Origin of the sequence: Kitasatospora sp. NPDC085895 (assembly GCF_040702125.1) — a bacterium.
GTDB classification, from domain to species: domain Bacteria; phylum Actinomycetota; class Actinomycetes; order Streptomycetales; family Streptomycetaceae; genus Kitasatospora; species Kitasatospora arboriphila.
The window spans coordinates 190,137-216,863 of the sequence record NZ_JBFBJY010000002.1 but is presented as its reverse complement, the minus strand read 5'-3'; the positions used below and the strand labels follow the sequence as shown (position 1 = coordinate 216,863).

Below are 26,727 nucleotides of genomic sequence, written 5' to 3'. Positions count from 1 at the left end.
CTCTTTCCCCACACCCCGCTCTTCCGATCTGCCCGCCCCCGCGGCCCCCCCCCCCCCCCCCGCCGCAGACCCCCGGCCTCCGATCCCCGCCACCGCCCGACCGGCTCCGGCCACCGAACCCGAAGGACGACCACCATGCCCGCCACCACCACCGTCGCGCAGTACCTGGACTCCCTCCCCACCGCCCAGCGCGAGATCGCCGACCGGCTGCTGCCGCTCGTCGAGGCCGCCCTGCCCGGCCGCGGCGCCGTCTGGCACGGCCACCCCGTGTGGAGCCTCGGCGCCGCCCCCGGCAAGAACCCGGTCTGCTTCCTCAAGTCGTACGCCGGCCACCTGACCTTCGGCTTCTGGCGCGGCCAGGAGTTCGCCGTCCCGTCCGGCCGGCTCGCCCCGGGCTCGCGCACGATGGCCTCGGTCAAGCTCCGGAGCGCCGCCGAGGTCGACACCGCGCTGTTCGCCGACTGGCTGGCCCGGGCCCGCGGCCTGGAGCAGCTGCCCGCCTGAACACCGGACGGACCCACCCGGTACGCCGGGCGGACGGACGGGTCGCACCCCGGAGCGACTCCCGCCGCCCGGCGCAGCCGCGTCCCCGGCCCCGGCCGCCGGGGCGCCGTGACCCGCCGTCACCCGCACCGCCCCGCACTGCCCCGGACGGCGACACACCGGCGGCCGGCGGGACGCCGCGCGGGCCCGGCCACGCACTACGGTGGCGCCATGGCCGCCGAACGAGACCTGTCCGCCCTGCTCTCCGGGCTGCGACCCGCGCTGAACCCGGGGCGGTACGTGTACTGCACCCTGCCCGGCAGGGTCCCGCCCGGCCTGCGCCCGGTGGTCACCGTCGCCGAGGAGGAGGGCGCCACCGTCGTGGTGCCGCAGGAGGAGGCGGACTCGCTCGGGCTGGGCTACGAGTTCGTCGCCGGCTGGATCACCCTGCGGATCCACTCCGCGCTGGAGGCCGTCGGCCTCACCGCCGCGGTCGCCACCGCACTCGCCGACCGCGGCATCAGCTGCAACGTCGCCGCCGGGTTCCACCACGACCACCTCTTCGTGCCGACCGCCGACGCCGAGCGGGCGGTCCGCGTCCTGGAGGAGCTGTCGGCCGGTCAGGGCTGAGGCGGCGGCGCCGGGGAGCGGAGGCCCGTCCGCGGGTAGGTACCACCCGTACGACCGGATCCGCTCCACCGGGAACGGAGGACGCACGTGACCACCACCCCCTGGACACCCGCGGCCGCGGCCGCCCTCGCCGACACCCTCGACCACGCCGTCCTGGACCGCGGTGTCCCGGGCGGCGTCCTCGTCCTCGGCACCGCCGGCTCCACGGAGACGGCGGGCCGCACCGTGGCCGCCCGCGGCGCCGTCGCTCCCGAGTGCGGACCCGCCGAGCCCGACGACCGCACCCGCTACGACCTCGCCTCACTCACCAAGATCATCGCCACCTGGGTGCTCACCGGCCGGGCCCTGGCGGCCGGCCTGCTCGACCTGGACGAGCCGCTGCGCGCCCGCTTCCCCCGGCTCCCCTCCCCCGGTGGCTGGCTGACGGTCCGCCAACTGCTCGCGCACAGCGCCGGCCTGCAGCCCGAGACCCGGCTGGACCGCTACCTGCACCTCGACCGCCCGCTCGCCGAACTCCTCTGCGCCGAACAGCTGGTGGCCACCCCCGGCACCGAACACCGCTACATCAACCGGGGTTACGTGCTGCTCGGCCTGTTGCTCGCCGACGCCCACGGCACCCCGCTGGACGCCCTCGGCGACCACTACTGGCACGGACTGGGCATGCGGGACACCGAGTTCGGCCCGGTGCGGCGCTCGCCCGCGGTGGCGCCGACCGAACAGCGGCTGCGCGGCGCCCCGCGCACCTGGGGGATCCCGCACGACCCCAACGCCGCCCTGCTGAACGGGATCGCCGGCCACGCCGGGCTGTTCTCCACCGCCGCCGACCTCGCCGTCTTCGCCGAGCACCTGCTGACGGCCGACGACCCCTGGCTCGCCGCCAGCCTGCGGCCGCAGATCGCGGTCGAGGCCGGCCGCTCCCGTGGGCTCGGCTGGCTGGTCACCGACACCGGCGCCGCCTACCACCACGGCTACACCGGCACCAGCCTCTACCTCTGCCCCGCCCTCGGCCGCTACGCGGTGTTGCTCACCAACGCGGTGTACCACGGCTTCAGCGGCAGCCGGCTGACCCCGCTGCGCGACCGCATCCTCGCCGCGGTCACCACCCCCTGAACCGGCGCACCGCGGCCCGGCGCACCCCGGGCCGGACGCGCGCGGGTGCCCGCACCGGCGCAGGGCCGGTGCGGGCACCGCGGGCGGGCCGGTGGGGCGGCCCGCCGCCGACGGCTCAGCCGCAGCCCACCCAGGTGGCGTGGGCCGGGTCGAGCGCGTTGGTCACGTGGTGCAGCGAGGTCGGGTCGAAGGCGATCAGGACGTGCTCCGAGAGGTCGATCAGGCAGCTGTCCTGGATGGTGATGTTGTCGACGTCCGGCCCGCTGAGGAACTGCGTCCGGTACGGGGTGACCACCTCGTCGAAGACGGTGGAGATCACCGTGTAGTGCACCCCGGGCACGGTGTCCGGCAGCGAGGAGAGGTTCCGGTTGAACGCCGAGCCGACCACCTGGTCCTTGCAGGCCGGGCAGGCGGTGTAGATCAGGTCGGCGACCCCGGGCAGGTAGGGGGCGAGGTTGGCGATGCCGGAGAGCGTGGTGCCGTGGTTGGACGGCGCGAGCGCCACCAGCTTGTCCACCTTGGACGCGCCGCCGAGGAACTTCAGGTAGTAGTTCGGGATCATGCCGCCCTGCGAGTGGCCGACGATGTCGACCTTCACGGCGCCGGTGTACGACCTCACCAGGTCGACGAACCGGCCGAGTTGGGCCGCGGACTCGGCGGCCGGGCCGAGCCCGCCGATCGGCAGCAGCACGCCGCTGCCGGAGGAGGTGACGCCGGGGACGGTGCCGTAGTCGAGGGCGAAGACGCAGTAGCCCTTGCTCTTCAGCAGCGGCGACAGCACCAGCCAGTTCTCGAAGCGGTTGGCGAAGGTGCCGTGGACCAGCACGACGGGATTGGGGTGGGCCGCGGTGGGGCGGCAGTTCCAGTCGTTGGCGCCGGGCGGGGAGGCGACGGTGTCGCCGTCCGGCGGGGCCGCCGTCGCGGGCGCGGTCTCGGCGGCGAGGGCGGCGGACCCTCCTCCGCCGAGCAGGGCGGCGGCCAGCAGGGCCGAGCCGAGGGCGCCGACGAGCCTGCGGCGGAAGGTTCTTGCGGAGAAGCGGAGAAGTGGGGTTCTCAACTGTTGCCTCCACACCAGAAGTTTGTTACCAACAGGTAACCGGGAGTGCCTCCATGATGGGGCCGCCGCACCGGACCGGCCCTCGGGCGTTCCCCAGACCTGGACGGTGATTTCTGTGAGCAGTCACAACGCCCCGGCGCAGGTCACGGGGTGGCACGTCCCGACGATCGGCGGCGTCCCCGCGGACCAGCGACTGCTGGCCGCCCTGCCGGAACTCGTCCGGGCGGTCCTCGCGGCACTGCTCGACGCCCTGCCCACCTACCGGCGGCTGCCCCGCGAACAGGTCGACGGCGAACTCGCGCGCACCACCGAGCGCCGCGTCCGCGCCCTCGCCCGGGCCGTCCGCACCGGAGAACCCGCCCCGGACGAGGAGTTCACCACCGTCCGGCAGACCGCCGCCCGCCGCGCCGAGGAAGGGCTGCCGCTGGACGCCGTCCTGCTCGCCCACCACATCGGCCTGGAGGTCTGCTGGGACTGGATGACCCGGCAGGCCGGCGAGGGCGACACCCCCGGGCTGCTCACGCTCCACCGGCTGCTGCTCGACCACCTCCGCCAGGTCACCGCCGCGGCCGGCGCCGGCTACTTCGAGGAACGCCGCACCATGGTCGACGAACGGCACGCCGCCCGGAACGCACTGCTCGGCGCCCTGCTCGACGGCACCCCCGCCGACGAGGCCGCCGCCCGGGCCGGCCTGCGACTGGCCCCCGGCTACGCCGTCCTCGTCCTCTCCGTCGACGACCACCCCGACGAACACGCCGAGGACGTCGACCGGACGGTCGCCGGCCGCCGCAAACTCCGCCGCCTGCGCGCCGAACTCGACCACCGCACCCGGCACTCGGCCCTCTCGGTGCTCGCCTCCGACGGCGGCCTGGTGCTCGTCCCGCTCGGCACCCGGCCGTCCGACCTGCCCACCGCCGAGTGGCACCGCCTCTCGGACACCGTCGCCGCGACCGCCCGGGCCGCGGGCGCCCCGGTGCTCGCCGCCGGGGCGGCCGCCGAGCCCCCGGGCGTCGCGGCCGCCGCCGCCCTCGCCTACGAAGTCCTCGACGTGGCCCGCGCCTTCGGCCGGCCGCCTGGCCTCTACCGGCTCGACGACCTGCTCCTGGAGTACCAGCTCAGCCGGCCCGGCCACGCCAGACCCCGGCTCGCCGCCCTGATCGGCCCCCTCCACGGGGCGGGCGAGTTGCTCACCACCCTGCGCACCCACCTGGCCGGCGGCCTCAACCGCCGGCACACCGCGAACGCGCTCCACCTCCACCCCAACACCGTCGACTACCGGCTGCGCCGCATCGCCGCCCTCACCGGCCTCGACCCGGCCCGCCCCGCCGACCTCCTGCGCCTCACCGCCGCCGTCGCCGCCCACGACGCCGAACGCGCGTGACCGCCGGGTCGGCGGTCACGACTCCACCACCGCCTTGCTCCACCGGCAGCGGCGCCGGCAGGGTGCTGACACAGCACCGGCACAGGGGGGCACACGGGCTTCATCAACCAGGCCGAGGGGAACAACGCGGGCAAGGAGGCGGCCGAGGCCTACGACCGCGGCGACTCCGTGTTCGTCCGGAAGGCCGTCGAGGCCTCCGGCTGGACCCTCGCCGACTTCGCCGTCGGCGAGGGCAGGGCACTCGCCGGGGAACGCATCGCCCGCGTCGTGCTCTTCCGCCGCAGGGCCTGAGCCGGGCGGTGGGAGGCGGGGTCACGGCCGCACCTCCCACCGCCACCTCACACGTGCTCCGGGTCCGCGTCGGCCGGTGCGAGGTCCTCGGACTCCCAGCGGAGCAGGTCGCCGGGCTGGCAGGCGAGGACTTCGCAGAGTGCGGCGAGCGTGGCGAAGCGGACGGCCTTGGCGCGGCCGTTCTTGAGGACGGCGAGGTTGGCGGGGGTGATCCCGACGCGGTCCGCGAGCTCGCCCACGGACATCTTCCGCCTGGCCAGCATCACGTCGATGTCGACGACGATGGGCATCAGATCACCTCGTCCAACTCGGCCTTCAGCTGCGTCGCCTCGACGTCGCGCGCGACGGCCTGGGCGAGCAGCATCCGCAGCACGAGCACGATGAGCGCGACCCCCAGGATCGCCACGCCGATCCCGGCCATGATGACGGTGACGCCCGGGTCCTCCCGCTGGCCCGGGGCGTTGATCGCGGTGACCGCGAACCAGACGAGGGCGGCCGCCACGATCGCGCCGATCACGCCGTCCACGTAGCGGAAGGCTGCGTGCGAGAACACCGTCCCGCGCCGCACCATCGCCACCAGCCGCCAGACGCAGACCAGGGCGACCTGGGCCGTCACCAGGCCCAGGATCGTCACGACGCGGAACGCGGTCAGCGGCAGCGTCCCGTCCTCCGGGTCGTTCCCGCTGACCAACACCCACACCATCAGGACCTGCACCAGCACGGTGCCGGCGAACACCACCGCGAGCACGGCGCGCAGCGCCCCCACTGTCAGCTTTCCCACGACCTCATCCTCCCATCGAATTGCGATGGGAATCTATCGAATCTCGATAGGCACGGCAAGAGCGGGCTCCGCCGGTCGTTCGCTGAGTCGTCGAGCCCCGGACGCGAAAAGGCCCCCGGCCCGCGTGATGCGGATCGGGGGCCCTCCGTCGGCCTGGTGACGGACGAGTCGGCCTGTACGCCGGGTTCTGTCTCCCGGGTTGCTTGCGCGGCCCGGGGAGGCGGCCATCCATCTAGGGCTGTCGTTGCCGACAGCCTCGTGCGGTCCACCCGCGGACTCGGGCGAGCAGCCCTCGAACATCCGCGCACGGCACCCCGAGGGGCACCGATCTTGACCTTGCTCCAGGTGGGGTTTACCGAGCCGGCCGAGTCACCTCGGTCGCTGGTGGTCTCTTACACCACCGTTTCACCCTTACCCGCCGCCGAAGCGGTGGGCGGTCTGCTTTCTGTGGCACTGTCCCGCGGGTCACCCCGGGTGGGCGTTACCCACCACCCTGCTCTGTGGAGCCCGGACGTTCCTCGGCGGGCCCGTGAAGGACCCGTCGCGACCGCCCGGCCGGCTCGTCCGCCGTAATGGTCATCGTAGCCGCTCGGGGGCCCCGCCCGGCACACCGGCCCGGGCCGGGTCCAGCCGGGCGGCGACCCGTGCGGCGCTCGCCGCGGCCCGCGGTGTGGTCGTGGCCAGACCCAGCCCGATCACGGCGAGGCCGAGCGCGGTGACGATCCACCAGCCGGCGTGGCTGGCCTCCGCGAATCCGGCGGCGGCCGGTCCGACCAGCGCCGAGGTGACCACGGTGCCGATCACCGCGACGCCGAGCGACTGGCCGACCGAGCGGCTGGTGGAGGCGACCGCGGCGGCCACCCCCGCCTGGGCGAGCGGCATGCCGGAGACCGCCGAGTTGGTGATCGGCGCGTTCACCAGCCCGAACCCGAGCCCGAACAGCGCGTAGGCGCCGAGGACCAGCGCGGGCGGCGAGTCCGCGGCCACCCGGGTCAGCAGCAGCCCGCTGGCGGCCAGCGCGGCGCCCGCGCAGACCAGCGGCGTCCGCGGCCCGGAACGCCCGACGATCCGCCCGGACACCGGCGCGAAGAGCAGCATCATCACGGCCATCGGCAGGGTGAAAAGCCCGGCCTGCACCGGGTCGTACCCGCGGACCTCCTGCAGGTACAGCGCGTTGAGGAAGAGGAAGCCGCCGAGCGAGGCGAAGGCGCAGACCGCGGTGACGGTCGCGCCGCTGAACGGGATGCTGGCGAAGAACCGCGGGTCGATCAGCGGCTCGCGCACCCGCGACTCCCAGATCGGCAGCAGGACGAGCGCGGCCGACGCGACCCCGGCCAGCGCGAGGATCAGCGGGGAGGTCCAGCCGTGGCCGGGGCCCTCGATGATCGCGGCGGTGCCGCAGCCGAGCATCAGCAGCATCAGCAGCTGCCCGACCGGGTCGAGCCGGCGCGGCCGCGGCGAGCGGGACTCGGGCACGTACCGGAGGGTCAGGACGAAGGCGGCGAGGCCGATCGGCACGTTGACCAGGAAGATCGCCGGCCAGCCGGCGCTGTCCACCAGGAAGCCGCCGATCAGCGGGCCGAGCGCCATGGAGATGCCGACCACGCCGCCCCAGACGCCGATCGCCTGGGCCCGCTCCCGCGGGCTGGTGAAGGTGTTGGTGATGATCGACATCGCCACCGGGTTGAGCATCGAGCCGCCGACCGCCTGGAGGCTGCGGAAGGCGATCAGCCAGCCGAGGCCCGGCGCGAGGCTGCACAGCAGCGATCCGAGGACGAAGACCAGCAGGCCGATCAGGAAGATCCGCCGTCGGCCGACCCGGTCGGCCACCGAACCGGAGAGCATCAGCAGCGCGGCGAGCACCAGCGTGTAGGCGTCGATCACCCACTGCAGTCCGGAGGCGGGCGCGCCGAGGTCGTGCTGGACGGCCGGCAGCGCGACGTTCACCACGGTGGTGTCGAGGCTGACGATGAACAGGCTGAGACAGCAGACCGCCAGGACGAGCAGGCGGCGGCGCCGGTCCCCCGCGGGAGCGGGTGGACGGGCGGCGGGGTCGTCCCGGCCGGGGCCGGGCGCGGGCGGGACGGGGCGGCTCAGGGACACGGGCGGCTCACACGGGTGCGAAGCGGACGGTTCGGGTGGCGGGATCGGCACTGGTGAGGCGGACGCGGATGCGTTCGCCGAGCGGCAGCCCGGGCCCCTCGCCGTCGCACTTGGCGACGACGGCGGGATCGGCGAGCTGGACGGTTCCCCGGGCGGGCCGGCGCTCGTCGACGTCGATCACCACGGCGTCGAAGTCCTCGCCCTCGCGGCCACGCAGCACCTCGGCCTCGATCAGGTCGACGCAGGCCCGCTCGACCTCGTGGGCACGCCGGTCGCCGCGCTCCATCTCCCCCGGCACGTCGAGCAGGTCGTCGCGGACCCAGCCCGGCACGTCGGTGCCGCCGGCCACCGCCACGCAGATCTCCTGCGCGTACCGGTCGGCGAGGCGGCGCAGCGGCGCCGTGCAGTGCGCGTACGGCGCGGCGAGCGCCGCGTGGCCCGGGTCGGCGGGCGGCGGCACGCCCCGGGCGGCGTCGAAGGCGTGGTAGCCGGCGCCGCGCAGCAGGCCGGTGCACTCCTCCAGGAAGGCGGCGTTGCGGGTGTCCGCAGGATCGAGCGAGCGGATCAGCTCGGGGTAGGGGATGGAGTCCGGCCAGTGCACGCCGAGCGCCCGGGCGACGCGGTGCAGCCTGGCGTAGGCGGCCTCGGGGGCGGCGGGCAGGGTGCGGAGCAGTCCGGTGCCGGCGTCCAGCATGAGGTCGGCGGCGGCCATGCCGGTGAGCAGCGAGATCTGCGCGTTCCAGGCGTCGGCCGGGCGCGGTGTGCGGTAGGCGAGCTGGTAGCCGCCGTCGGCCGGTTCGACCTCCTGCTCGGGGACGGGCAGACTGATCCCGCCGCGGGCGGCCTCCTGCCGTTCGCGCAGCCGTCCGATCTCGGCGAGCAGCCGGAGCTGCCCGTCGGCCGTGCCCGCGTCGAGCGCCTCCTGGACGCCGGCGTAGTCGAGCCTGCGGCGGGAGCGGACCTGGGCGCGGCGGACGTCGGCGAGCACCACGGCGCCGTCCGCGTCGAGGTCGATCTGCCAGAGCACCGCGGGGCGCAGCCGGCCCGGCAGCAGGCTGGCCGCGTCCTCGGAGATCCGGGGCGGGTGCAGCGGCACCCGGACGTCCGGGAAGTAGAGGGTCTGCACCCGGCGGCGGGCCTCGGTGTCCACCGCCCCGCCCGGGACGACGAACGCGGCGACGTCGGCGATCGCGTAGTGCACGCGGTAGCCGCCGTCGCGGCGGGCCAGGTGCATGGCCTGGTCGAGGTCGAGGGAGTCCGGCGGGTCGAGGGTGAAGAGTTCCAGGTCGGTCGCGTCCACGTCCGGCAGCCGGGGCACGGCCGCCGCACGGTCCGCCTCGGCGAGCACCTCGGCGGGCCAGTCGGTGCGGATCTCCAGCCGGCTGCGCAGCTCGGCGAGCTCGGTGTTGATCCGGGCGGTGTCGGCGGTGCGGACACTCAGTTGTCGACGTGGCATGACCGCAGCGTAAGCGGGCCGGCACCGGCGGGCCCGTCGGGCGCGTCCCGTCCGGTGGTCAGAGGCGGTGCGGCCGCGCGGCGGGGAGTTGACGGGGCGCGGCGACGGAGGCCGGACGGCTTCGGAGCGGGCGACCGGTCGCCAGTACAGTGGCGGGGACGTCTGCCACAAAGTGTTGAGGAGTGCCGCCGTGCTGGTCCTGTTGCCGCCCTCGGAGGGGAAGGCCGCGTCGGCGCAGGGCGCTCCGGTCGACCTGGAGGCGCTGTCGCTGCCCGGACTGACCGCGGCTCGGCGGGTCGTCCTCGACGCGCTCGTCGGACTCTGCCGCGGCGACGAGGACACCGCCGCCGAGGTCCTCGGGCTCTCCCCCGGGCTGCGGGGCGAGATCGCCCGCAACGCCGAGCTGCCCACCGCCGGGGCACTGCCGGCCGGCGAGGTGTACACCGGCGTGCTCTTCGACAACCTCGGGCTCGCCAAACTCGACCAGGAGGCCTACGAGCGGGCCGAGCGCACGCTGCTCGTCTTCTCGGGGCTCTGGGGCGCCGTGCGGATCGGCGACCGGATCCCGCCGTACCGCTGTTCGATGGGGGTGAAGCTGCCGCCGCTCGGCGCACTCGGCGCCCACTGGCGGGCCGCCACCGCGGAGGCCCTGCCGGAGGCGGCGGGTGAGGGGCTGGTGCTCGACCTGCGGAGTTCCGCGTACGCGGCGGCCTGGAAGCCGGCCGGGGAGGTCGCGGGGCGGACGGCGACCGTGCGGGTGCTGCACGAGCGCGAGGTCGGCGGCGAACTCAAGCGGTCCGTGGTCAGCCACTTCAACAAGGCCACCAAGGGGCGCCTCGTCCGGGACCTGCTGAACGCGGCGGCGGACCCGGCCACCCCCGGCGAACTCGTCGACGCCCTCACCGCGCTGGGCCACCGCGTCGAGGTCTCCGCCCGCGGCACCGCACGCCGCCCGTGGCAGCTCGACGTCGTCGTCTCCGAGATCCACTGAGGCCGGCCCTCAGAGGCACCGGGCCGACCAATAGGGGCGCGGGGAACTGCGCAATCGGGGGTAGGGCCGAACCTGCGGAGTACGCCGGCCCCGGATTGCGCAGTTCCGCCCCCGGCCTTCGGCCGGGAGGTGCCCCCAGCGCCCCTGACGTGCTGCCCCTGATCGCTCCTACCGGAGGTGGCTGGTGTCGTTGAGGAGGCGCAGGGAGGCGTTGCCGTCGGCGTAGTACTGGACTGCGCAGAGGGAGGCCGCGGAGAGCTCCATGCGGTAGACCGCGTCGGGCGGGGCGCCGAGGGCGAGCCGGACGAGGGTCTTGATGGGGCTCACGTGGGAGACGACGAGGACCGTCCGGCCGGGGTGGCGGGCGATGATCTTGTCGCGGGCGACGCCCGTCCGGTGGGCGAGGGAGGAGAAGCTCTCGCTGCTGCCGGTGGGCTTGGCCTTGCTGGAGGCGAGCCAGGCGTTCAGGTCGTCGGGGTACTGCTGCTGGACCTCGGCGAAGGTGAGGCCCTCCCAGGCGCCGAAGTCGAGCTCCCGCAGGCCGTCCTCGATCCGGACCTCCAGGCCGAGCCGCCGGGCGACGGCCTCCGCCGTCCCGCGGGTGCGGCGCATCGGGGAGCTGACCACCGCCTGGACGGTGCCGCGGGCGGCGAGCGCCTCGGCGACCCGTTCGGCCTGCCAGCGGCCCTTCTCGGAGAGTTCGGGGTCGGTGCCGCCGCTGCCGGAGAAGCGCTTCTGCGGGGTGAGGGCGGTCTCGCCGTGCCGGAGCAGGACGAAGGTGGTGGGGGTGCCGAGGTCGGCGGGGGCGGCCCAGCCGGCCCGGGGGGCGGCGGGTTCGGGCAGCGGCTCCTCGACCTCGGCGGCCGGGACGGCGGGGGCCGCGGCGGACCGGGGCTCCCACCGGCGGCCGGCCCGGCCGGCGTCCATGGCTTCGTTGGCGAGCCGGTCGGCGTCCTTGTTCCGCTCGCGCGGGATCCAGGTGTAGGCGACGCGGCCGCGCGGGAAGACGGTGCGGGCCTCGGCGGCCAGCGGCTGCATGTCGGGGTGCTTGATCTTCCAGCGGCCGGACATCTGCTCGACGACGAGCTTGGAGTCCATCCGGACGTCGACGGAGGCGTCCGGGTCGAGGCCGTGGGCGGCCCGCAGGCCGGCGATCAGTCCGCGGTACTCGGCCACGTTGTTGGTGGCGTGGCCGATGAACTCCGCGGCCTCGGCGATGATCGCGCCGGTGTCGGCGTCGCGGACGACGGCGCCGTAGCCGGCCGGCCCCGGGTTGCCCCGGGAGCCGCCGTCGGCCTCGACGATGAACCTGCGGGGGGACACGCCGCTCAGACGCCCGACTCGGCGGTGCGCACCAGGATGCGGCCGCAGTTCTCGCAGCGGACGACCGCGTCGGCCGGCTCGGCCTTGATGGCGTTGAGGTCGGTGATCGCGAACTCGACCCGGCAGCCCTCGCAGCGGCGCTGCTGGAGGCGGGCCGCGCCGACGCCGCCCTGCTGCTCGCGCAGGCGGGTGTAGAGCTTGAGCAGGTCGGCGGGGATCACCTTGGCGACGGTCTCGCGGTCGCGGGCGGTCTTCTCGACCTCGGCGTCGATCTCGCCCCACGCGGCGTCGCGGCGCTCCTCGCTCTCCTTGAGGACGACCTCGGAGTGCTGCAGACGGGCCGTCAGCTCGGTGACCCGGCCCTGGGCGGACTCCAGGCGCTCCATGACCTCCAGGACGACGTCCTCCAGGTCGGACTGGCGCTTGGCGAGCGAGCCGATCTCGTGCTGGAGGTTCTCCAGGTCCTTGGGGGAGGTGACGGCGCCGGAGTCCATCCGCTGCTGGTTGCGGGCGGCGCGGGCGCGGACCTGCTCGACGTCCTGCTCGGCCTTGGTCTGCTCGCGGGTGGTGTCGGAGAGCTGGGCCTGGGCGGCGACGACCAGGTCCTTGAGGGCGGTGTGGTCGGCGGCGGCCTTCTCGATCTCGGCGAGCTCGGGCAGGGTGCGGCGCCGGTGCGCCAGCTGGTCCAGGCGGGAGTCGATGGCCTGCAGGTCGAGCAGGCGGATCTGGTCGGCGGGCGCGGCGTTCAAGCGGGAAGCTCCTGTGTGAATCGATCAGGTGTCAGGCGGTGTACGGCATGGGGGCGTGCCCCGTCCACGGGTCGGTGACCAGGTGGGAGACCTTGGTCTCCAGCTGCCAGCCGTGCTTGCCGGCCGCTTCGGTCAGGGACCGGGCGGCGAGGTTCAGCCAGGGCCACTCGGTGGCCCAGTGGGCGGCGTCGACGAGGGCGGTCGGAGCGGCCTCGGACGCCTCGGACGCGGGGTGGTGGCGCAGGTCGGCGGTGACGTAGGCGTCGACGTCCGCGGCGCGGACCTCGGCGAAGAAGGAGTCGCCGGAGCCGCCGCAGACGGCGACCCGGCTGATCGTCCGCTCCGGGTCGCCGGAGACGCGGACGCCGGTGGCGGTGGCGGGCAGTCCGGCGGCGACCTGCGCGGCGAACGCGGCGAGGGTCATCGGCTCGGGCAGCACGCCGATCCGGCCGCCGCCGCGGCGGCCGGCCGGGTCGGTCGGGTCGGGGACGAGCGGGCCGGTGACGCGCAGGCCGACCGCCTCGGCGAGGGCGTCGGAGACGCCGGGGTCGGCGTGGTCGGCGTTGGTGTGCGCGACGTGCAGCGCGATGCCCTGCCGGATCAGGGTGTGCACGACCCGGCCCTTGAAGGTGGTGGCGGCGACGCTGGTGGTGCCGCGCAGGTAGAGGGGGTGGTGGGTGACGACCAGGTCGGCGCCCCACGCGGCGGCCTCGTCGACCACCGCCTGCACCGGGTCGACGGCGAAGAGCACCCGGCGGACCTCGGCCTCCGGGTCGCCGCAGACCAGCCCGACGGCGTCCCAGGACTCCGCCCACTGCGGCGGGTACAGCTCTTCGAGCGCGGTGATCACGTCGGACAGATTCGGCACCTGTCGAGACTACCGCGCCCGGCGGGCGGCCCGGTCCGCGCCGTTCGGCGCCGGCCCGCACAGCTGCGCGTCAATCCGCGCGCGGCGGCGCGCCGTCCGCCCGCCGGCCGGCCGGCGGCGCACGTCGTCCGGGGCGCGCTCCGGAGCGCCGGGCCCGATCCGGTCGCACTCCGGAGCCCGCGCACGACCGGAATCGGATCTGGATCACCCTTATGAGTGAAGTGACCCGGGCTGCGTTGAGTCACACCGACCACGAAAGTAACTTCATTCCCGCGAACGAGAGTTGCCCTGACCTGGGGGGTCGGGAAGGGCGCCGGACTCCGGCCCGGGCCGGGCGAGTGGCCCGCGGGCGGTCCGGCGACCGGGCCGCTCTCGTCACTTCCAGGACGACCGGGCCGCGGTGCAGGAGCAGTGGGCACCCGCGGCGTCGACACGAAGGGGTGTGAAGCGATGGGGGCGGGCACACCGCTGCGTTCGGCCTCGGTGGCGGGGCCGGTCGGTGACGGGCCGGATGCGGACGGCACGGCACTGGAGGTCGTGCGGACGGCCGAGGCCGGTGCGCCGGGGCGGGGAGGCGAGGGCGGCCGGGCGGCCGCCGTCGACGGACCTCGGCGCGCCGCCCGGCCGTCCGCGCCGGTGGACCGCGCGGGGAGGCGCGGCGAGCCGGCGGGTGCGGAACTCCGCGGTGGCGGGCGGGGGTTCGCCGAGCCGCCGGTCGGCCCCTTCGAGGGGAGGGGGTCGACCAGGCCCGGGCAGGAGCCCGGGGCACCCGAGCGGTTATCGGCCGCGCTCACCGCGGCCCGCCTCGCCGCACCACCGGGGCCGCGGACGGGCGCCGCCGGCACGACACTGGACGACTGGGTCGCCGAACGGCTCGGCCGGGACGGCGATCCCGGTGTCCCCTGGCCGCAGGCCCGCCCCGTCGCCACCGCGCTGGCCGACCTGTTGGTGCGGGTGCACGGACTGGGCGCCGCGCTGCGCGGCCTCTCCGCCGACCGGGTCATCGTCGGACCGGACGGCCGGCCCCTCCTGCTCGACCCGAGGCCGTACCCGGCGCCGCGGCCCGGCGCCGCCGTGCTCCACCGCGGCCCGTACGCCGACGACCGGCAGGCCCTCGGCGGACTGCTCTTCCTGCTCGCCACCGGCCGGCCCCCGCTGCTCGCCGAGGAGTTCCCGGAGGCCCGGGCCGGCACCCCGCCGGCTCCGCCCGCCGCGGCCCGGCTGCGGCGCTGGCTGGCCCTGGCCGCGCGCAGCGGCGAGACCGCCCGCCGACTCACCCCGGTCGTGCTCGGCCTCACCGCCGGCTCCCCCACGGACCGCTGGCCGCCGCAGCGGGCGCTGGCCGCACTGGCGGCCCTCGCCGAGCCGCCGTCCCCGGGCGGCACCGGCACCTGACCGCCGCCCGCCCCAGCCCCCGTACGGATCAGGAGAGCCGCCGATGAGCACCGTTGCCCGGAGCGCCGCCCAGGCGCTGCGCCGGTTCGGCTTCACCTTCGCCGCCGACGGCTCGCACGCCGCCTGCCTGGCCGCCGGCCCGGACGGCGGCTGGTACGCCGAGAGCTGGCGGCTGCCCGCCGACGGCTCCGCCGCGGAGCCCGTGCCGCTGCCGCCGCCGGGCGGCCGCACCGAGAACCTGCGCTCCCAGCTGGTGGCGCTCCCCGACGGCCGGGTGCTGGTCTGCCGGCACGACGGCGAGCGGCACGACCTCGTCCTGCTGGCGGCCGCGGCGGACGGCCGCGAGGAGCAGGTGGCCCGGCTGTGGCTGCCGGGGCTGCGGCTGCTGCCGCAGCCCGGCGGCGGCGCGGTCGCGCTCGGCACCGACGGGCGGCCGGTCACCACGGTCTGGCGGATCACCGCGGACGGCTCGCCGCCCGTCCAGGCCGCCGAGCTGCCCGGGATGTACGGCGGCGGCGTCTGGCTGGACGCCACCGGACGCCTGCTGGCCCTGGACCGGGTCGCCGAGGGGGCCGTGCGCACCGTCGTGCTGGACCTCGAACACGGCGCCGTCACCCCGCTGCTGGAGATCGCCGAGGGCAGCAACGACCGGCTGGTGCTGTTCGACCCGGCGAGCGGCTTCGGCCTCGTCCGCAGCGACGCGCCCGGTGCCGACCGGCTCGGGTGGGCGGTGCTCGGCGGCTCCGACCCGGTCCGCTTCCCGGAGTGCCTGCACCTGCCCGGCCCGGTGCCACGGCCGGTCGCGCTCGCCCCCGGCGGGGCGGGCGATCCGCGGGTCGTGCTGCAGCTCGACCACGGCGCGGCCACCGCCCTCGCGCTCTGGCAGCCCTCCGCGGGCCGGCTGGACCGGCTGCCCGCCCCGCCCGGCCGGTTCGGTGAAACGGGCCACTGGTCGACGGCCGGCCTGCGGATCCCGTACTCGGCGCCGGACCGCCCGGCCGCCCTCGCCACCGTCGACGTCGACGCCCTGCTGGCGGCGGGTGGCACCGGCACCCCGGGGGCCGTCCCGCCACCGCTGCCGCTGCAGCTCGCCCCGCTCGGCTCCGGTGCCGTGCACGGCGAGCAGCCGGCCGGCCCGGCCGGCGCGCACCCGCCCGGCTGGCGGGTGGACGGATCGGCCGAACCCGGCGACGGCGGCAGTTGGCAGGGCGCCCGGCTGGTGCACCTCGGCGGTCCGGCCGGCCCGCTGGAGGCGGTGGTGTACGGCGGCGACTCCTGGCTGGCCGCCCCGCACCTCGTCCTCGCGCTGCACGGCGGGCCGGCCGACGCCTGGCGGCTGGAGTTCGACCCGGCGCTGCAGCGGATGTCCGGCCGCGGGACGGCCGTGGTCGCCGTCAACCAGCGCGGTTCGACCGGCTACGGGCCGGAGCACGAGGCGGCGGTGCACGGCGCCTGGGGCGGCCCGGACCTCGACGACGTCCTGCACCTGCTGGACGGTCTGGCCGAGCAGCGGGCCGCCCTCGGCCTGGAGCCGCCCGCCCTGTTCGGGCAGAGCTACGGCGCCTTCCTGGCCCTGCTGGCCGCCGCGCACGCCCCGGCCGGGCACCTCGCGCGGTGTGCGGTGGTGGCGCCCTTCCTGTCCGGTGCGCGGCTGCTCGCCGAGGCCGCCGAGCCCGTCCGGGCGATGTGCGAGCGGCTCGGCGGCGAGGCCGAGCCGCAGGACGCCCGCGGTCCGCGCGACGTGCTGCAGCTCGCCGGACGGCTGACGGCGCCGCTGCTGGTGGTGCACGGCGACCGGGACGAGGTGGTGCCGGTCGGGCAGTCCCGCACGCTCCGTCACGAGCTGCTGCGGCTCGGCCGGGCGGAGGGCACCGACTTCCGGTACGTGGAGGCCGCCGGGGCCGGCCACGACCTGCTGGCGGAAGAGGGCGCCGCCGTCCTGCACGAGCTGCTGGCGGGCTTCCTGCGCACCGGCAGACCGGCCTGAGGGCGCGCCGGGCGCCACCGAATCGGAGTGTGCCGTGCGCGGGCGGTGACCGCCCCGATAGGCTCGTACCCGATCCGGCCGCCGCGGCAGCCGGGGCCCCGGGTGCCGAACGCCCGGGCGGCCGGGCCGCCCAGCGCCCGGCCGGACGACGCTGCAACCGCAGTACCGCACCGCACGGAGAAGACAGAACCTGATGTCCGAAACCCTCACCGACACCACCGAGCACGACCGTACCGCGCCCGGCGCCGACGGGGCCGTGGCCGAGGACAACGGGCACGGCCGCCACCGTGGCACGACGGCGGCGGACGACCGCGCCGACGCCGACGCGCACGGCAAGCACCGCCGCTGACCTGCTCGCACTCCTGCGGCCCGGGGCAGGAGCCCCGGGCCGCAGGCGTTCTCGGCGGCGCGCGGCTCAGTCGAAGGTGATCACGGTGCGCAGGCCCTCGCCGCGGCGCATGCCCGCGACCGCCTCGCCGACCTCGGCGAGCGGCACCCGGTGGGTGACCAGCGCGGCCAGGTCGAGCCGCCCGGCCCGCCACAGCTCGACGACCCGGGCCGCGGTGCGGGCGACGTCGCCACCGCCGTACAGCGAGGGCAGCACCCGCTTCTCGTTGAAGAACAGCTCGCCGAGGCTGAAGGAGACCTTGTCGTCGCGGGCGCCGGCACCGACCACCACGACGGTGCCGCCGCGCCGGGCGGCGTCGTAGGCGGCGCGGACGGTCTCCGAGCGGCCGACCGCCTCGACCACGCAGTCGTAGCCGCCGAGGGCGAGGCCCTTGGCGGCGGCCCGCAGGTCCTCCGGGGCGAGGGCGTCGGTGGCGCCGAGCGCGAGGGCCCGTTCGCGGCGGGAGGCGACCGGGTCGACCGCGGTGACCCGGGCGGCGCCGCTGACCAGGGCGGCCTGGACGGCGGCCGCCCCGACCCCGCCGGCGCCGAGCACGGCGACGGTGGCTCCCGGCTCGATCCGGGCGGTGTTCACCACCGCGCCGAAGCCGGTGGTGACCCCGCAGCCGACCAGCGCGGCCAGCTCGAAGGGCAGGTCGGCGGGCACCTTCAGCACGGCGTCGGCGGCGACCACGGCCTCCTCGGCGAAGCTGCCGGTGCTGTAGAAGCCGTACGCGGCGGTGCCGCCGCCGAAGCGGAAGGTCGGCTCGGCGAGCCGCTTGAGGCTCGCGGTGCACAGGTGGGTCTCGCCGCGGGTGCAGAACGCGCAGCGGCCGCAGGGCGGCATCCAGCAGAGCACCACCCGGTCGCCCGGGGCGAGGCCGGTGACGCCCTCGCCGACCTCGGTGACCTCGCCTGCGCCCTCGTGGCCGGGCACGAACGGCGCGGGCTGCGGCAGGATGCCGCTCATCGCGGAGAGGTCGGAGTGGCAGAGCCCGGCGGCGCGCATCCGGACCCGGACGGTGCCCGGCCCGACGGCGACCGTCTCCACGTCCTCGCGGACCTCCAGCTCGTCCCGGCCGGTCTCGTGCAGGATCGCTGCGCGCATCGGTGCTCCCGTTCCCTCGTTGCCCTGGTCGGCCTGGACGGCCCGCGCACGCCCGCGTGCCGGGGGCGCTCGACGGCACGAGCGTACGGGCGCCGGGCGCGGACGCCGGGCGCCGGGCGCGGACCTGGGCGGCCTCCGGCGCCGGACGGTCGGGTAGGGTCCGCTGCACCCGTCCGTCCGCCCCGCAGGGAGCAGCAGCATGACCGACCGCCACGACGCGCCCGGCGCGGCCCGCCCGGAGCCCGAGGTGCTCAAGGCCTTCGAGTCGGCGACCGGCTTCATGCCGGTGGACGAGGGCCTCGCGCTGTACGCGGCGGCGGTGGAGGCCGCGGGGCGCACCGGGCTGCCGGTGCTGGAGATCGGCACGTACTGCGGCCGCTCGGCCGTGCTGCTCGCGGACGCGGCCCGCCGCACCGGCACGGTGGCGCTCACCGTCGACCACCACCGGGGCTCGGAGGAGCAGCAGCCGGGCTGGGAGTACCACGACCCGACGCTGGTCGACCCGGAGGTCGGCCGGATGGACACCCTGCCGGTCTTCCGCCGGACGCTGTTCCACGCCGGGCTGGAGGAGCACGTGGTGGCCCTGGTGGGCCGCTCGCCGCAGATCGCCGCGCTGTGGGGCGGCCGGCTGGCGCTGGTCTTCATCGACGGCGGGCACACCGACGAGCACGCCACCGGCGACTACGAGGGCTGGGTGCCGCACCTGGCCGAGGACGGCCTGCTGGTGGTGCACGACGTCTTCCCGGACCCGGAGGACGGCGGGCAGGCGCCGTACCGGGTGTACCTGCGGGCGCTGGACGAGGGCTTCGAGGAGGTCTCGGTGACGGGGTCGCTGCGGGTGCTGCGGCGGACCGCCGGCTGACGGGACGGCCGGGCGGGCGGGCGCGGCGGGCACGATCCCGGGCCTTCCGCCGTCGTACGACACGGGGCGGTACCCACCGGGTGCCGTGCCGCGGCGCACCCGCGGTCTGTACGGTGTCGGACAGCAGTCGAACGGCTGGGCACGGCGCGGTGGGTGCGACGCGACTACGCAGCGGGGCGAGGGCAGGGGAATGACGGATCAGGACAACACGCCGCCGGCGGTCTGGGACCCGACCGCGCGCGGCGGTGCCGGCGGCTGGGTGCGGCGCAGGCCGGCCGCCGAGGGCGCGCCGCCGCCCCCGGCCGGCGCTCCGGGCCGCCCGGCCGCCGCGCCCTCGGGCTTCCCGCCGCACGCCCAGCCGCAGCCGTTCCCCCCGCAGGCCGGGCCGCACGCGCAGCCGCAGGGCGGGCACGTCCCGCCGCCGGGCTTCCCCCCGGCGCGGGGCCCGGTACCGGACGAGCAGGCGACGACGCTGCTGCCGCCGGTGCCCGCGGGCGGGCCGGGCGACCAGGGGCCGCCGCCGGGCGCCCGGCCGTACGTGGCCGGTGCGCAGCCGGGTGCGGCGCCCGCGGGCTTCCCGCCGCAGGACCGGACGCAGGCGTTCGCCGCACCGGCCCCGCCGCAGGGCTTCCCACCGCCGCAGGGCTTCCCGCCCGGGCCGGGCTTCCCGCCGCCGCAGGGCGGTTCCCCGTTCGACGGCGGCGGCCGGCCCCCGTTCCCCGCCTTCGACCCGGCGCAGGCCGGGCCGCACCCGGCGGGTGCCCCCGGCCCGGCGTACGAGGACCTGGACGCCGAGGAGCCGGCCCGCAGCCGGACGCCGCTGCTGGTCGGTGCGGGCGTGGCGCTGCTGCTGCTGGTCGGGGTCGGCACGGTGTGGGCGGTGCAGAACTCTGGCTCGGACGGCAAGCCGGCGGCCAACGCGCCGGCCGCCTCCGCGGTGCCGCCGCCCGGGCAGGGCGGGGCCGGCGGTGCGGCGCCGTCCGCGGCCGCGGGCGGGTCGGCGGCCGCCTCGCCGAGCGGCAGCGCGAGCGCCGGGGCCGACGCGGAGGGGCAGGCGAAGGCGCTGGACGGGCTGCTGGCCCGCGGGGAGAACGCGAAGGCCCCGATCGGCAGCGCGGTCGCGAAGGTGACCAGTTGCCCGGACAAGTCGGAGATCGCGAGCGCCGCGCAGGTCTTCGACGACGGTGCCACCCAGCGCGACCAGCTGGTCGCGGACCTCGGCAAGCTGGACCTCGGTGCCCTGCCGGGCGGCGCGGAGGCGGCGCAGACCCTGAAGACCGCCTGGCAGACCTCGGGCGACATCGACCGGGCGTACGCGGCCTGGGCCCGGACGGTGGCGAGCCAGGGCTGCTCGGGCAGCTCCGCCCCGAACACGGCCGACAAGAAGCGCGCCAACGACCTCAATCCGCAGGCCACGCAGTCCAAGAAGGACTTCGTGGCGAAATGGAACGCCATCGCGAAGACCTACGGTCTGACCGAGCGCACCTGGGACAGGATCTGAACCACCCGTGACCGGCACCACCAGCGACCCCCAGTACCCGGAGCGCCCCCGCCGCGCCCGCCGCCTCGGCATCGCCGTGCTCGTCTGCACGGTGCCCGCGCTCTGCGCGGGCGGCTGGTTCGGCTGGCAGGCGCTGGCGGACGGCTCCCGCCCGGCGGCCCCGTCCGCCGCCGCCCCGTCCGGCACGGCCCCGGCGCCGGCGCCGGCGCCCTCCTCGGCGGAGCCCGCTCCGGCGTCCTCCGGCCCGGCGGCGGGCGGGCCCGCGCCGAGCGGATCGGCGCCGACCGGTTCGGGGCCGCTGAACGGCCGCACGGTGCTGCTGGACCCGGGACACAACCCGGGCAACGTCAAGCACACCACCGAGATCAACAAGCAGGTGGACATCGGCAACGCCCGCAAGGAGTGCGACACCACCGGCACGGCGACCGACGCGGGCTACAGCGAGGCCTCGTACACGCTGGACGTGGTGCACCGGGCGCGGGAGATCCTGCGGCAGCGCGGCGCGAACGTGGTGCTCACCCAGGACGGCGACCGGCCGTTCGGGCCGTGCATCGACGAGCGGGCCCGGATCGGCAACCAGGCGAAGGCGGACGCCGCGGTGTCCGTGCACGCCGACGGCGCCCCGTCCGGTGCCCACGGCTTCCACGTGATCATGCCGGGGAAGGTCACCGCGGGTGCGGCCGACACCTCGGCGATCGTCGACCCCTCGCACCGGCTGGGCCTGGAGCTGCGGGACGCCTTCAAGCGGGCGACCGGCCAGCCGTACGCCGACTACATCGGCAAGGACGGCCTGGACACCCGTACGGACCTGGGCGGCCTCAACCTGTCGCGGGTGCCGAAGGTGTTCATCGAGTGCGGGAACATGCGCAACGCCGCGGACGCCGAGCACATGACGGACCCGCAGTGGCGGCAGAAGGCCGCCGAGGGGATCGCGGAGGCCGTGACCGCCTTCCTGGCGGGGGGCTCGTGACGGCGCGCACGGCCTGCGGGGCCGCACCGGCCCGTCCGCCGGTCGTGCGCTGACCTGGAGTCACGGCGATTTGGCAACGAAATCGGGGGTTTCCCCGGGGCGCTGTGCACAGCGGACGACCCGGGCCCTAGGCTCTAGCAGTCCGGGGACGTCCCGTACCGGTCAGCCGACCGCCCCGACACGCAGTCCACGACACACCAACGAGGGGAACGTTAGTGAATCTGCGCGCTCTCACGCGGGGAGACGCCGCCGTCGCAGGTGCGGCCGTACTGCTCTTCATCGCGTCCTTCCTGCCCTACCTGACGGTCGAGTTCTGCATCGCCGGCCGGTGCAACTCGGACAGCCAGAACGCGTGGAAGGCCTCGCTCTTCCCGATCCTGCCGTCGGTGTTCCTGCTCGGCATCGTCGCGGCGGCGCTGATCCTGGTTCACCGCCTGCAGGGCGAGGCCTCGGCCACCCGGCAGGTCCTCGGGCTGCGCCTGGACCAGTGGGGCACCGCGCTGTCGGTCGCGACGCTGTGGTCGGCGCTGTGGGCGATCGGTGGCGGCGGTGAGGGCGTGAGCCACGGCTTCGGTGCCTGGCTCGGCCTGCTGGCCGCGCTGGTGCTGGCCGGTGCCGCGGCCGCGGGCCCGCTGGTGCCGGCCCTGCAGGGCCCGCTGCTGTCGGACAAGCCGGCCGCTCCGGCGCCGCAGGCGTACCAGGCCTTCCCGCAGGGCGCGGGCCAGCCCGGCCAGTACGGCTACCCGCAGGCCGGGCAGCCGGGTGCGGTGCCGACCCCGGGCTTCGGCGCGGAGCAGCAGCAGCAGGCCGGCGGCTACGGCTACCCGGGGGCGGCCCAGCCCGCCCCGCAGCCGGCGCACGACGCCGCGCCGTTCCAGCCGTTCTGGTTCGCGGTGCCGGCCGTCCGCCAGCTGGCGAACAAGGACAACCCGGCGGGCCCGCCGGTCGGCGAGCTCGTCCCGGGCACCTGGTACCTGGCCGTCGAGCAGCGCGGCGCGGCGCTGGTGGCGCAGCTGCCGGACGGTTCGCACGGCCTGCTGGCCGACACCTCCGGCATCCAGCGCGGCTGACGGGGCGGTTCCACGCCGAAGGGGCGGTACCCGGCCGGGTACCGCCCCTTCGGCGTGTGCGGGGTTTCTCAGCAGCAGTCGTTGACGACCAGTCCGGCGGGCAGGCCGTCACCGCCGAAGACGGCCACCGTGGCGTGGTCGCCGCCGAGGGCGGCGACGGCGAGCAGCAGGGCGCCGGCCGTCCAGGTGGTGCGCTCCTCGGGCCAGATCGCGTCGTCCTCGAAGACGTAGCCCGTCCAGTAGGAGCCGTCGGTGTGCCGCAGGTGCTGGATCCAGCGGAGGATCTCCACCGCGCGGTCGGACTGGCCCACCGCCCAGAGGGCGAGGGCGAGTTCGGCGCTCTCGCCGCCGGTGACCCAGGGCCGGTCGCTGACGCAGCGCACGCCGAGGCCGGGGACGACGAAGCGGTCCCAGTCGCGGGCGATCCGCCGCTCGGCCTCGGTACCGCGCAGGGCGGTGCCGAGCACCGGGTAGTACCAGTCCATCGAGTAGCGGTCCTTGTCGAGGAACCGCTCCGGGTGGTGGGCGATCGCGTGGCGCAGCCGTCCGGCGGCCAATTCCCAGTCGGGCTGGGGCTCTTCGAGGTGGTCGGCGATGGCGAGGCCGCACCGCAGGGCGTGCAGGATCGAGGAGGAGCCGGTGAGCAGCGCCTCGTCGGGGGCGGTGCCGTCCTCGTCCTGGCGCCAGGCGATCGGGCCGCCGGGCAGCCGCAGGCCGACGGTGAAGTCGAGCGCGCGGCGGACGGTGGGCCAGATCCACTCCAGGAAGGCGTCGTCGCCGGTGGCCAGGTGGTGGTGCCAGGCGCCGACGGCGACGTACGCGCAGAAGTTGGTCTCCTTGGCGGCGTTGGTGACCTCGCCGTCGGGGCCGCCGTGGCCGTAGGAGTAGGCGGCGTACCAGGAGCCGTCGGGGTTCTGGTGGTCGGCCAGCCAGCGGTAGGCGGCCTCGGCGGCGGCGTGCTCGCCGGCGGTGTCGAGGGCCATCGCGGCCTCGGTGTGGTCCCACGGGTCGAGGTGGCCGCCGCGGAACCACGGCAGGGCGCCGTCGGCCTGCTGGTCGGCGAGGATCGACCGGACGGTGGCGGCGGCCTGCTCGGCGTCGAGGACGCCGTCGAGCAGCAGCGCGTCGGGGACGGCCGCGGTCACTTGCCGGCCCGGTGCGGCTTGGAGGCGTACACCACGAAGCTCTTGCCGATCACCGGGTTGAGCGCCTTCTCGGCGGCCTTGGTGAGGGTGCTGATCACCGGGGTGCCGACGATGTCCCAGACCAGCAGCTGGTGGTAGGCGCGGACGGGCAGCGCCTTGTCGTTGTTCACGCCGACGGCGCACTTGATCCACCAGTACGGCGAGTGCAGGGCGTGCGCGTGGTGGGTGCCGTACGGCTCCAGGCCGGACTCGCGGACCTTGTCGACCAGTTCGTCGCCGCGGTAGATGCGGATGTGGCCGCCCTCGACCTCGTGGTACTCGTCGGAGAGCGCCCAGCAGATCTTCTCCGGCAGGTAGCGGGGCACGGTGACGGCGAGCAGGCCGCCCGGCTTCAGCACCCGCACCATCTCGGCGAGCACGCCCTTGTCGTCCGGGATGTGCTCCATGACCTCGGAGATGATGATCCGGTCGAAGGTGTCGTCGTCGAAGGGCAGGTTGAGCGCGTCGCCCTCCATGGCGGTGGCGGAGGCGCCCGCCGGGGCCTCGCCGGCCTGCTCCATCGCCGCGAACCACTTGCGGACCTCGGCGATCTCGTCGCCGTTCTGGTCCAGGGCGACGACGTTCGCGCCGCGGCGGTAGGCCTCGAAGGCGTGCCGGCCCCCGCCGCAGCCCAGGTCGAGCACCCGGTCGCCGGGGGCGAGCGGGAAGCGGGAGAAATCGACGGTCAGCACTGCGGGGCTCCCATTCGTTGCTGCTGTACTGAAGGAGGTGGGGCGAAGCGTCAGTGGACGTAGCGCCAGCCGCGGCCGGCGCGGGCGCGCTGCCCGGCCCCGGTGGCGACGGCGGCGCGGTAGCGCTCGGCGGTGAGCTCGGCGGCGCGCTGCCAGGTGAAGTTGGCCAGCACCCGCTCGCGGCCGGCGGCGCCGAGGCGTTCTCGCAGCGCGGGGTCGTCCAGCAGCCGCCCGAGGGCGGCGGCGAGCGCCCCGGCGTCGGCGGGCGGCACGGCCAGGCAGGTCTCGCCGTCCTCGCCGGCCACCTCGGGGATGGCTCCGCCGGTGGTGGCGACCAGCGGGGTGGCGGTGGCCATGGCCTCGGCGGCGGGCAGCGAGAAGCCCTCGTACAGCGAGGGGACGCAGGCGACCTCGGCGGAGCGGTACAGGTCGACCAGCTCCCGGTCGGTCAGCCCCGTGCGGAAGTCGATGTGCGCCTCCAGGCCGAACCGGCGGACGGCGTCGGCGACCGGGCCGTTCTCCTTCTGCGGCTTGCCGACGACGACGAGGTGGGCCTCGCGCTCGGTGCGGACCTTGGCGAGCGCCTCGACGAGGTGGACGAGGCCCTTCAGCGGGACGTCGGCGGAGGAGGTGGTGACGATCCGTCCGGGCACGGTGGCCACCGACGGGTCGGGCGACCAGAGCCGGGTGTCGGCGCCGATCGGCACCACCGAGACGGCGCCGGCGGCGACGCCGAGGTGCTCGACGATCTCCGCGGCGGAACTCGCGGAGACGGTGATGACGTGCTCCAGGCGCGCGGCGACCCGCTTCTGCATCCGGGTGAAGGCGTACCAGCGGCGCAGCGAGAGCCGCTTGACGGCGGTGGTCGCGGCCTCCAGCTCCAGGCGGCGGTCCACGGTGATCGGGTGGTGGACGGTGGTGACCAGCGGGAAGCCGTGCCGCTCCAGGCCGAGCAGTCCGTAGCCGAGGGTCTGGTTGTCGTGGACGACGTCGTAGCGCCCTCTGTGCCGGGCGAGGAACTGCCGGGCGCGCAGCGAGAAGGTCAGCGGCTCGGGGAAGCCGCCGGTGCGCATGGTGAGGAACTCCAGCACGTCGACCGGGCCGCGGTACTCGGCGAGGGCCGGGGTGCGGAAGGGGTCGTCGGCGCGGTACAGGTCGAGGCTGGGCAGCTCGACCAGCCGGACGGAGCCGGGGCCCTCGACCTCGTCGAGGACGGGGAACGGCTGGGCGCCGATCACGTCGACGTGGTGGCCGAGGCGGGCGAGCTCGCGGGACAGGTGCCGGACGTAGACGCCCTGGCCGCCGCAGAACGGGTGGCCGCGGTAGGAGAGCAGGGCGATCCGCAGCGGTCGCGGCGACGCGGTCATGCTGGTCCCCTTGTCCCTACTCAGCCCGGCTCGGCGGCCGCAGCGGCTAAAGTAGATCACGTTTCACGGTGGAGTGTGTCATCGTCGTCGGGCATGTGAACAACGAGAGACCTCGAAGATACCGGCCCGTAGCTTCGCGGTTCGGGCCGGGGATGGTGATTCACGCCACGTGCCCGGTCCCGTCCCGTCGACGCCCTGGGGGCTGTGTTGACCGTGTCCACCACTGCCGGCCGCCGGCTCTCCCCGCGCCAGGCCGAGCGGCGCCGCGGGATCCTGCGCGCCGCCGCCGCGCTGGCCTCCCGGGGCGGCTGGGAGGCCGTCCAGATGCGCGAGGTCGCCGAGGGCGCGGAGGTCGCGCTGGGCACGCTCTACCGCTACTTCCCGTCCAAGGTGCACCTGCTGGTGGCGGTCATGGAGGAGCAGCTGCGGCAGCTGAAGGAGCAGGTGAAGCGGCATCCGCCGACCGCCGCGGACCCGGCCGGGCGGGTCGCCGAGACGCTGACGCTGGCCTTCCACGCGCTGCAGCGCGACCCGCGGCTGGCGGAGGCGATGGTGCGGGCGCTGTCCTTCGCGGACCGCTCCGTCGGGCGGGAGGTGGACGCGGTGGCCGAGCTGACGTCCGAGATCGTGCTCGCCGCGGCCCGGCTGCCGGGCCCGCCGACCGCGGAGCAGCAGGCGGCGCTGCGGGTGGTCGGGCACACCTGGCACGCGACGCTGCTGAGCTGGCTCTCCGGCCGCAGCTCCCTCGCCGAGGTCCGCGCCGACCTGCACACGGCGGCCCGCCTGCTGTCCCCGACGGCCTAGGGACCGCCCAGGAGGTGACGGGACGCCCAGGGGCGCGGGAACTGCGCAATTCGGATGCGGCCACCGTACGAAGCAAGGGTCGGCCCTGATTGCCTGTACGACCATTCCCGGACTGCGCGGTTCCCCGCGCCCCGCCAGTAGAACTGGAACGCGTTCTACTGCCCGCGCTGCAAGCGG

General features: G+C 75.9%; 26 protein-coding genes and 1 other RNA gene. 14 read left to right on the top strand and 13 right to left on the bottom strand.

Going from position 1 to position 26,727, the window contains the following annotated elements:
• The first annotated feature begins 135 nt into the window (after window positions 1–135).
• From AB0442_RS02575 to AB0442_RS02565, 3 genes are all read left to right on the top strand, one after another.
• Window positions 136–504 carry a DUF1801 domain-containing protein gene (locus AB0442_RS02575; RefSeq protein ID WP_366160105.1) on the top strand — a complete coding sequence of 123 codons (369 nt, stop codon included), beginning with the start codon at window positions 136–138 and terminating at the stop codon, window positions 502–504.
• A gap of 210 nt (window positions 505–714) precedes the next feature.
• A complete protein-coding gene (locus tag AB0442_RS02570) occupies window positions 715–1,113 on the top strand; it encodes an ACT domain-containing protein (RefSeq protein ID WP_344627683.1) in 399 nt (132 codons plus the stop codon).
• 87 nt (window positions 1,114–1,200) lie between these two features.
• Entirely contained in the window at window positions 1,201–2,223 is a 1,023-nt protein-coding gene (locus tag AB0442_RS02565; protein ID WP_366160104.1) for a serine hydrolase domain-containing protein, read from the top strand.
• A 115-nt stretch (window positions 2,224–2,338) separates the two neighbouring features.
• On the opposite strand, the gene AB0442_RS02560 is transcribed toward AB0442_RS02565, so the two are convergent.
• Window positions 2,339–3,208 (bottom strand): alpha/beta fold hydrolase, encoded by an 870-nt coding sequence (locus tag AB0442_RS02560; RefSeq protein ID WP_366160119.1) that lies wholly within the window; start codon window positions 3,206–3,208, stop codon window positions 2,339–2,341.
• Window positions 3,209–3,395: 187 nt separating this feature from the next.
• Between AB0442_RS02560 and AB0442_RS02555 the strand changes: the two genes are divergently transcribed.
• Both AB0442_RS02555 and AB0442_RS02550 read left to right on the top strand, forming a co-directional pair.
• Window positions 3,396–4,661, top strand: a complete 1,266-nt coding sequence (locus AB0442_RS02555) for a helix-turn-helix domain-containing protein (RefSeq protein WP_366160103.1) — start codon at window positions 3,396–3,398, stop codon at window positions 4,659–4,661.
• A gap of 168 nt (window positions 4,662–4,829) precedes the next feature.
• The gene (locus tag AB0442_RS02550; protein WP_366160102.1) at window positions 4,830–4,952 is read left to right on the top strand and encodes a hypothetical protein; all 123 of its coding nucleotides are present in this window, start codon (window positions 4,830–4,832) and stop codon (window positions 4,950–4,952) included.
• Between the two features lie 47 nt (window positions 4,953–4,999).
• Here AB0442_RS02550 and AB0442_RS02545 read toward each other — a convergent pair whose 3' ends face one another.
• From AB0442_RS02545 to AB0442_RS02525, 5 genes are all read right to left on the bottom strand, one after another.
• Window positions 5,000–5,242 (bottom strand): helix-turn-helix transcriptional regulator, encoded by a 243-nt coding sequence (locus tag AB0442_RS02545; protein WP_363539789.1) that lies wholly within the window; start codon window positions 5,240–5,242, stop codon window positions 5,000–5,002.
• The gene (locus AB0442_RS02540) at window positions 5,242–5,733 is read right to left on the bottom strand and encodes a DUF2975 domain-containing protein (protein ID WP_344627688.1); all 492 of its coding nucleotides are present in this window, start codon (window positions 5,731–5,733) and stop codon (window positions 5,242–5,244) included. Before AB0442_RS02540 ends, AB0442_RS02545 begins: the two co-directional genes overlap by 1 nt.
• Before the next feature lie 160 nt (window positions 5,734–5,893).
• An RNA gene (gene rnpB / locus AB0442_RS02535) (RNase P RNA component class A) lies at window positions 5,894–6,296 on the bottom strand.
• Window positions 6,297–6,309: 13 nt separating this feature from the next.
• Window positions 6,310–7,740, bottom strand: a complete 1,431-nt coding sequence (locus AB0442_RS02530) for a DHA2 family efflux MFS transporter permease subunit (protein WP_366160118.1) — start codon at window positions 7,738–7,740, stop codon at window positions 6,310–6,312.
• A gap of 103 nt (window positions 7,741–7,843) precedes the next feature.
• Window positions 7,844–9,292 (bottom strand): RNB domain-containing ribonuclease, encoded by a 1,449-nt coding sequence (locus AB0442_RS02525; RefSeq protein ID WP_366160099.1) that lies wholly within the window; start codon window positions 9,290–9,292, stop codon window positions 7,844–7,846.
• Window positions 9,293–9,482: 190 nt separating this feature from the next.
• Here AB0442_RS02525 and yaaA point away from each other — a divergent pair, with 190 nt between their 5' ends.
• The gene (gene yaaA / locus AB0442_RS02520) at window positions 9,483–10,283 is read left to right on the top strand and encodes a peroxide stress protein YaaA (RefSeq protein WP_366160098.1); all 801 of its coding nucleotides are present in this window, start codon (window positions 9,483–9,485) and stop codon (window positions 10,281–10,283) included.
• A 168-nt stretch (window positions 10,284–10,451) separates the two neighbouring features.
• Here the strand turns inward: yaaA and AB0442_RS02515 are convergent, their stop codons facing one another.
• Genes AB0442_RS02515 through AB0442_RS02505 form a run of 3 tightly spaced genes read right to left on the bottom strand, consistent with a single transcriptional unit; the run spans window position 10,452 to window position 13,223 of the window.
• Window positions 10,452–11,606 (bottom strand): bifunctional RNase H/acid phosphatase, encoded by a 1,155-nt coding sequence (locus AB0442_RS02515; protein ID WP_366160097.1) that lies wholly within the window; start codon window positions 11,604–11,606, stop codon window positions 10,452–10,454.
• Between the two features lie 5 nt (window positions 11,607–11,611).
• Window positions 11,612–12,355 carry a C4-type zinc ribbon domain-containing protein gene (locus AB0442_RS02510; RefSeq protein ID WP_366160096.1) on the bottom strand — a complete coding sequence of 248 codons (744 nt, stop codon included), beginning with the start codon at window positions 12,353–12,355 and terminating at the stop codon, window positions 11,612–11,614.
• Window positions 12,356–12,386: 31 nt separating this feature from the next.
• A complete protein-coding gene (locus AB0442_RS02505) occupies window positions 12,387–13,223 on the bottom strand; it encodes a Nif3-like dinuclear metal center hexameric protein (RefSeq protein ID WP_363539801.1) in 837 nt (278 codons plus the stop codon).
• 450 nt (window positions 13,224–13,673) lie between these two features.
• Here AB0442_RS02505 and AB0442_RS02500 point away from each other — a divergent pair, with 450 nt between their 5' ends.
• The 3 genes from AB0442_RS02500 (at window position 13,674) to AB0442_RS02490 (ending at window position 16,954) form a co-directional block, all read left to right on the top strand.
• A complete protein-coding gene (locus AB0442_RS02500) occupies window positions 13,674–14,618 on the top strand; it encodes a hypothetical protein (RefSeq protein ID WP_366160094.1) in 945 nt (314 codons plus the stop codon).
• Window positions 14,619–14,661: 43 nt separating this feature from the next.
• Window positions 14,662–16,605: an alpha/beta fold hydrolase gene (locus tag AB0442_RS02495; protein WP_366160093.1), complete on the top strand. Its 1,944-nt coding sequence runs from the start codon at window positions 14,662–14,664 to the stop codon at window positions 16,603–16,605.
• A 193-nt stretch (window positions 16,606–16,798) separates the two neighbouring features.
• Entirely contained in the window at window positions 16,799–16,954 is a 156-nt protein-coding gene (locus AB0442_RS02490) for a hypothetical protein (protein ID WP_344627696.1), read from the top strand.
• A gap of 66 nt (window positions 16,955–17,020) precedes the next feature.
• On the opposite strand, the gene AB0442_RS02485 is transcribed toward AB0442_RS02490, so the two are convergent.
• Window positions 17,021–18,100: an alcohol dehydrogenase catalytic domain-containing protein gene (locus AB0442_RS02485; protein ID WP_366160092.1), complete on the bottom strand. Its 1,080-nt coding sequence runs from the start codon at window positions 18,098–18,100 to the stop codon at window positions 17,021–17,023.
• 199 nt (window positions 18,101–18,299) lie between these two features.
• Between AB0442_RS02485 and AB0442_RS02480 the strand changes: the two genes are divergently transcribed.
• From AB0442_RS02480 to AB0442_RS02465, 4 genes are all read left to right on the top strand, one after another.
• Complete coding sequence (locus AB0442_RS02480) at window positions 18,300–18,962, top strand: class I SAM-dependent methyltransferase (protein ID WP_344627698.1); 663 nt, start codon at window positions 18,300–18,302, stop codon at window positions 18,960–18,962.
• 190 nt (window positions 18,963–19,152) lie between these two features.
• A complete protein-coding gene (locus AB0442_RS02475; protein ID WP_366160090.1) occupies window positions 19,153–20,463 on the top strand; it encodes a hypothetical protein in 1,311 nt (436 codons plus the stop codon).
• 7 nt (window positions 20,464–20,470) lie between these two features.
• On the top strand, window positions 20,471–21,433 hold the full coding sequence (locus tag AB0442_RS02470) for an N-acetylmuramoyl-L-alanine amidase (RefSeq protein WP_366160089.1): 963 nt from the start codon (window positions 20,471–20,473) through the stop codon (window positions 21,431–21,433).
• A gap of 215 nt (window positions 21,434–21,648) precedes the next feature.
• Complete coding sequence (locus AB0442_RS02465; RefSeq protein WP_366160087.1) at window positions 21,649–22,503, top strand: hypothetical protein; 855 nt, start codon at window positions 21,649–21,651, stop codon at window positions 22,501–22,503.
• Between the two features lie 68 nt (window positions 22,504–22,571).
• On the opposite strand, the gene AB0442_RS02460 is transcribed toward AB0442_RS02465, so the two are convergent.
• From AB0442_RS02460 to AB0442_RS02450, 3 genes are read right to left on the bottom strand one after another with little or no spacing between them, the layout of a single operon-like run.
• The gene (locus tag AB0442_RS02460) at window positions 22,572–23,648 is read right to left on the bottom strand and encodes a prenyltransferase (RefSeq protein ID WP_366160086.1); all 1,077 of its coding nucleotides are present in this window, start codon (window positions 23,646–23,648) and stop codon (window positions 22,572–22,574) included.
• The gene (locus AB0442_RS02455) at window positions 23,645–24,379 is read right to left on the bottom strand and encodes a class I SAM-dependent methyltransferase (RefSeq protein ID WP_363539818.1); all 735 of its coding nucleotides are present in this window, start codon (window positions 24,377–24,379) and stop codon (window positions 23,645–23,647) included. Before AB0442_RS02455 ends, AB0442_RS02460 begins: the two co-directional genes overlap by 4 nt.
• Before the next feature lie 50 nt (window positions 24,380–24,429).
• Window positions 24,430–25,746, bottom strand: a complete 1,317-nt coding sequence (locus AB0442_RS02450; protein WP_366160085.1) for a glycosyltransferase family 4 protein — start codon at window positions 25,744–25,746, stop codon at window positions 24,430–24,432.
• Window positions 25,747–25,959: 213 nt separating this feature from the next.
• Here AB0442_RS02450 and AB0442_RS02445 point away from each other — a divergent pair, with 213 nt between their 5' ends.
• Complete coding sequence (locus AB0442_RS02445; RefSeq protein WP_344628000.1) at window positions 25,960–26,550, top strand: TetR family transcriptional regulator; 591 nt, start codon at window positions 25,960–25,962, stop codon at window positions 26,548–26,550.
• The last annotated feature ends 177 nt before the right edge of the window (window positions 26,551–26,727 follow it).

What these genes read in the sequence shown, in the direction of transcription:
- AB0442_RS02490 (WP_344627696.1), top strand. Translation starts at nt 16,799, where the DNA reads ATGTCCGAAACCCTCACCGACACCACCGAGCACGACCGTACCGCGCCC.
- AB0442_RS02480 (WP_344627698.1), top strand. Translation starts at nt 18,300, where the DNA reads ATGACCGACCGCCACGACGCGCCCGGCGCGGCCCGCCCGGAGCCCGAG.
- AB0442_RS02575 (WP_366160105.1), top strand. Translation starts at nt 136, where the DNA reads ATGCCCGCCACCACCACCGTCGCGCAGTACCTGGACTCCCTCCCCACC.
- AB0442_RS02500 (WP_366160094.1), top strand. Translation starts at nt 13,674, where the DNA reads ATGGGGGCGGGCACACCGCTGCGTTCGGCCTCGGTGGCGGGGCCGGTC.
- AB0442_RS02475 (WP_366160090.1), top strand. Translation starts at nt 19,153, where the DNA reads ATGACGGATCAGGACAACACGCCGCCGGCGGTCTGGGACCCGACCGCG.
- AB0442_RS02450 (WP_366160085.1), bottom strand. Translation starts at nt 25,746, where the DNA reads ATGACCGCGTCGCCGCGACCGCTGCGGATCGCCCTGCTCTCCTACCGC.
- AB0442_RS02525 (WP_366160099.1), bottom strand. Translation starts at nt 9,292, where the DNA reads ATGCCACGTCGACAACTGAGTGTCCGCACCGCCGACACCGCCCGGATC.
- AB0442_RS02570 (WP_344627683.1), top strand. Translation starts at nt 715, where the DNA reads ATGGCCGCCGAACGAGACCTGTCCGCCCTGCTCTCCGGGCTGCGACCC.
- AB0442_RS02485 (WP_366160092.1), bottom strand. Translation starts at nt 18,100, where the DNA reads ATGCGCGCAGCGATCCTGCACGAGACCGGCCGGGACGAGCTGGAGGTC.
- AB0442_RS02495 (WP_366160093.1), top strand. Translation starts at nt 14,662, where the DNA reads ATGAGCACCGTTGCCCGGAGCGCCGCCCAGGCGCTGCGCCGGTTCGGC.
- AB0442_RS02545 (WP_363539789.1), bottom strand. Translation starts at nt 5,242, where the DNA reads ATGCCCATCGTCGTCGACATCGACGTGATGCTGGCCAGGCGGAAGATG.